At 45.0% G+C, this 4,953-nt stretch carries 5 protein-coding genes; all 5 read right to left on the bottom strand.

All coding sequences use genetic code 11. From position 1 onward, the window contains the following. On the bottom strand, positions 1–818 hold an 818-nt coding region (locus PF479_RS20480), incomplete at its 3' end, for an FAD-dependent oxidoreductase (protein WP_298010899.1). A gap of 17 nt (positions 819–835) precedes the next feature. Continuing rightward, positions 836–2,149: an FAD-dependent oxidoreductase gene (locus PF479_RS20475; protein WP_298010897.1), complete on the bottom strand. Its 1,314-nt coding sequence runs from the start codon at positions 2,147–2,149 to the stop codon at positions 836–838. 26 nt (positions 2,150–2,175) lie between these two features. Next, entirely contained in the window at positions 2,176–3,018 is an 843-nt protein-coding gene (locus tag PF479_RS20470; protein WP_298010895.1) for a carbohydrate ABC transporter permease, read from the bottom strand. Continuing rightward, complete coding sequence (locus PF479_RS20465) at positions 3,018–3,923, bottom strand: carbohydrate ABC transporter permease (RefSeq protein WP_298010894.1); 906 nt, start codon at positions 3,921–3,923, stop codon at positions 3,018–3,020. Before PF479_RS20465 ends, PF479_RS20470 begins: the two co-directional genes overlap by 1 nt. Before the next feature lie 106 nt (positions 3,924–4,029). Next, positions 4,030–4,953, bottom strand: a 924-nt coding sequence (locus PF479_RS20460) for an extracellular solute-binding protein (protein WP_298010892.1), incomplete at its 5' end; no start/stop codon positions are given.

Below are 4,953 nucleotides of genomic sequence, written 5' to 3'. Positions count from 1 at the left end.
CCGTAGGTTACTTTCCACAGTTCTTTTTTTATGTCCTGACTCTCATGAACCGTATCCATCCGTCCGCCGTATTCCAGCCACCAGAAGGAGCATCCTGAATCGGAGGCTTTGATCCTGTTAGCCCTGGGGATTTGAGAAATATCTTTCAATGCAAAATCGGGGGCAACATAATCAACGGGTACCCCTGTGTCTTTCGAATAGAAATAGATGGTATGACCCAGTAGTTCTCCATAGAAGTCATCCGGAGCCAGGGGCTCATTAAACTCATCCTTTCCCTCGGCTCCCACCCGGTAATCTGCACCCGCGAGATAGCCCAGTATTCCGTCTCCCGACGCGTCGCAGAAGAGAGGGGCTTCAACTTTGTACATGGTGGCGTTCTGGCTGCAGTAGGCTGTTGCTGTTTTTATATTTTTGCTGTTTCTGTCTTGATCGATCTGAAAGACAAAGGTATCCAGCAGGAGAGTGATATTTTTTTCCGCAAAGACTTTATCCAGGAGAACCGCATCAAAAATTACCGGATTTCCTTCAGGATTGCGATGCAGATTTTCTACAACGATTTCATCAATCACTCCCCCTTCCCGGGCCCAGCGATTGTTATTGCCCATCTGGCTGGTAGCACCCAGAGCCCAGAGTCTGACTTCGCTAGACGCGTTGCCTCCCAGTACGGGTCTGTCCTGTATCAGAACTACTTTCAGGCCTTGTCTGGCTGCCGTAATTGCAGCGCAAGTACCCGAAAGTCCTCCGCCGACGATGACAAGATCTTTTGTGTAAGTGATTGTTTTGAGACTGCGTGTATCTTCATTGATATGGATATTCATTCTTATATGATCCTTCCTTACGGATGGACTCCTTGTTCTTTTAGTATTGTTTGCACATCTTTGTAATCTAATTCCCGGGGTTGGTGGCCATTCTTTAAGCAAACAGAAGCTGCTGCAGCAACTCCCTGGCCCATATTCACACAGATGGGCATGACCCTGTAATTGGAGTGGGCCTTGTGAGTTCCCGAAATATTGCGTCCTGCCAGGAATAATCCGTCCACCTTCTCAGGGATAAAACAACCCAGGGGGATACTATATTTTTCGGTTTGCCTAAAGCTTTTCTGCGCTCCTGACGGGTCCAGCCCCGGGCCGCTCATGCCATGAATATCAAAATTAAAAAAGGCTCTGGTTACTATCCAGTCATCAAATACTTTGGCCTCTTCGATATCTTCTTCGGTGATGGTGTACAGGCCCTTGAAATGTCTGGTTTCTCTGACTCCGATCACCGAGGATGTGGCAATAAGATAGCAGTTTTCATACCCTGGTACAAATCTTTTCAGAAAAGTAATTATTTCCGGAATCTGGCTGCGGCATTCTACCTCCGCCCTGGTCAGGTCTGAGGATTTTGTGCCGTCTATTCCCTGGCTGTTTGTCATGTTGACTGTTGCAACCCCGGGAACGGAACCTGGATAAATCAACACATGCCCGATGGGTTCCTTCAGATGGAGTCTACCCAACTGTTGCAGTTTTCCCGCAGGAACATCAAAGTCATCTTCGAATTCCCCCGGGTAAACCGCCGTCTCTTCATTCACACCAGCTACTTTAAACATAATTGTTACAGGCTGCATCATGCCGTCACTTTCACGACCCATATGGAAATCCACACCGGCTTTTGCAGCGATGTCTCCGTCTCCCGAGCAGTCTATGATAATTTTTGCCAGTGCGGCGGAACGTCCGGATTTATTTTCCAGGATTGCTCCTGTCACTCGGTTTCCATCCATCAGAACATCGGCCGCAAAGGAGTACAGTCTCAATGTGACTCCGGCCTCAATCAGCATTTTCAGCATCACAAGTTTGGTATTCTCCGGGTCGATGATCTGCTCAGCCTTGAGAACTTTGTCATCGAAGTAGTTTACATCCTTGCTGGCCGTACTGGCCCTGTTCAACAGTTCCTCATACAAGGGACCCTCTGTGTTTCCGGTCCAATGGCTCATCAGGCCGGAAGTAGCTACTCCGCCAATAGTTCCGGTTTTTTCAATAAGAAGAGTCTTGAGACCCTGGCGTCCACAGCTGACAGCTGCCGCAAAACCGGCAGGTCCGCCACCAATGACCAGAACATCAGTCTCATATTTTACCGGTATTTCCCGGGCAGGTTCTTTTATCGTTTTCATTTTATTTTCCTTTTCAGAAATGGACATTAGTTTTTAATCCCTGAGGAAGAGATACCTTCAACGAACCACTTTTGAGCTACCACGAAAATCATCAGTATGGGCAGAACAGTGAGGATTACAAATGTCATGACCAGGTGTGTATTGATCTCTTCCGCTGCCATCCAGATGAACGTGTAGAGCCCCATGGTTATGGTGTAGAGTTTTTCACTCTGTAGATAGATCAGAGGCTCGATGAATTCGTTCCAACGCCATTGGGTTGTAAAAATAATAATCGTTGCCAGAGCCGGTCCGGATAGTGGCATAATTATTTGTGAATAAATCCTAAACTCACTGCAACCATCAATACGGGCTGCTTCACTCAGGCTCATGGGAATTCCTCGTAAGAACTGACGCATCAGAAAGATACAAAAAGGGGACCCGAAGGCAGAGGGCAGGATCAGGGGCAGCAATGTCCCAATCATTCCTAGGCTCTTAAAAATGAGAAAACGGGGAATGATGATCAGAAAGAGGGGCATGAACATACAGGCCAAAGTTAAATTGAACAGAAGCTCCCGGCCTTTGAACACCATTCTTGCCAAGGCATACCCCGTCAGCGTACTGACTATAATATTTCCGATTATGGCAAATAGAACAACTGTAAACGTGTTGGCAAAATACCGTCCCATGGGATAGTTCTGCATGACAGTTCTGAAGTTTTCAAAATGGAGCGGTAGGGGAAACATAGTTCTCGGTGCTGTTATGATCTGATTCTGATCCTTTAATGCTGTTGATATAAGATAGACAAAAGGGGAGAAAAAGATGGCACAGACAAAGACCATTACCATATATTTGAATAGATTCTTCGTTTTAAAGTTAATTTGTGTCATCATTATGCCTCGTAGTGTACATATCTATTACTCATTCTCATGATGAAATATGTAATGATCATGCTGAGAATAATGAGAATTGTGGCCAGGGCGGAAGCTTCTCCCAGATTAAATCTCTGGAATGCTTTTTCATAAATATGCAGCGCATAAAATCGGGAGGATGTTCCTGGTCCCCCTGGTACATTCCCTTCAGGTAAGATCAGTCCGGGCACAAAAATCATCAGACCGAATATGACGTCTATGACCATCCGAAATAGAATTGTGGGAGAGATCATAGGAATTGTGACTCTCATAAACTGTCCGGTTTTACCCAGTCCATCAATGTCCGCAGCTTCATAGAGTTGTTTGGGGACTCCCTGGAGGGCTCCCAGATAAACGACCATTGCCGTTCCGCACTGCCACATCATCAGCATGACTGATGCCGGTTTAATCAATCGGGGATCAGCCAGCCATAATGGCCCTTTGATTCCGAAAACCTCAATAACACTATTGATCAGTCCATTGGGGTAGAACATAAACTTTCCAAGAACAAGAACAGCTACCACGGGAAGAACTGCTGGTACATATATGATGGCGCGCCAGAGTCCTTTATATTTGATATCCATATTCAGCAGGTAGGCAGTAAACAATCCTAATGCCAAGTTTGCGGGAACAAACATCAGTATAAATACAAAGGTATTCTGCAATCCGATCCAGAAATATTTGTCCTGAAATATCTTTACATAATTATCAAAACCTATGAAATTTCCTCCCCCTATGAGGCGGTATTTCATCAGACTCAGAACGGCTGTATAGAAAATAGGTCCATACCAGAAGACGATGAGAGAAAAGAGCCAGGGTAGCAAAAAGAGCAGCACTGTCCCTGTGTATCCCTTTCTGAGGGCTGATACGGGCTTCTTGGATATCATTTTTTATTCCTTGAAATTGAATGAAGCGTCTGCTTCGAAAAATAAATTTGTAACTCAGTCGGTAGGAGTGACTCCCGGGATGGTTCTAAATCCCGGGAATACAATACTAGTTATTGACGTCGTTCAGATAATCCTGATATCGCTCATGAATGTCATTCATGATTTTATCCATTGATTCTCCAGCTATTCTTCTGGAAGGAATGTCACGTAACCATGGTTTCAGAACATCCTGATTGATATCCAGAGATTCAGGAACAATATCTGTATTCATTGAGGATACTAAATTTGTCCACATCTCATCACCCAGTTCTGTAAGATAACGTGTATCTTTATTTACAGAATTGATAGGGCTTGGTCTGCCTTGTGCGATACAGAATTCTCCATTTCCTGCTGGATCAATTGTAATGAACTTCAGGAAATCCCATGCGACATCCTTGTTTTTGCTGTCTTTACTGATGGAATAGGACCAGCCATTTTTAGCTGTTCCACCATGCTGTCTTTCAACACCGGGAAGGGGGAGTATCCCAAAATCCATATCAGGATTTCCGCTTTTAACCTGACCGATTGTCCAGGAACCGGAAACATAAAAAACCTGATTACCATTGATAAAAGCCTGAACCTGAGCAGCACCAGTATCGGCTCCCGCTACACGGCTGTTCCATTCCATGACTCCTCTGTATCCACCATAGTTTCCATAAATGTCTTCCATGTAGCTGTCGAAGGTTGTTGCTGTTTTCATAACACCGGGTGTGTTTATCTGAGATGTTTTCATGTCATTAGAAACAGTCGAATAACCGGCACCATAACTGAATACAATCACTGCTGGTTGTCCAGCCATCTGATTGGGATCCCAGGCAATGACATCCAGTTCGTCTCCTGTATTCAGTTTTTCTACAAGTATGCGGCTGATTTCTGTAAACTCTTCCCAGTTTCTGGGTGCATCTTTTACAGGGTCCAATCCGGCTTGTCTTAAAAGGTCTTTATTGTAAAAAAAGAGCCCCTGAGCACCTGCATTTACATTGGGGAGGCT

The organism is Oceanispirochaeta sp., assembly GCF_027859075.1.
GTDB lineage: Bacteria > Spirochaetota > Spirochaetia > DSM-2461 > DSM-2461 > Oceanispirochaeta.
This window is presented reverse-complemented; position numbering and strand designations above follow the sequence as displayed.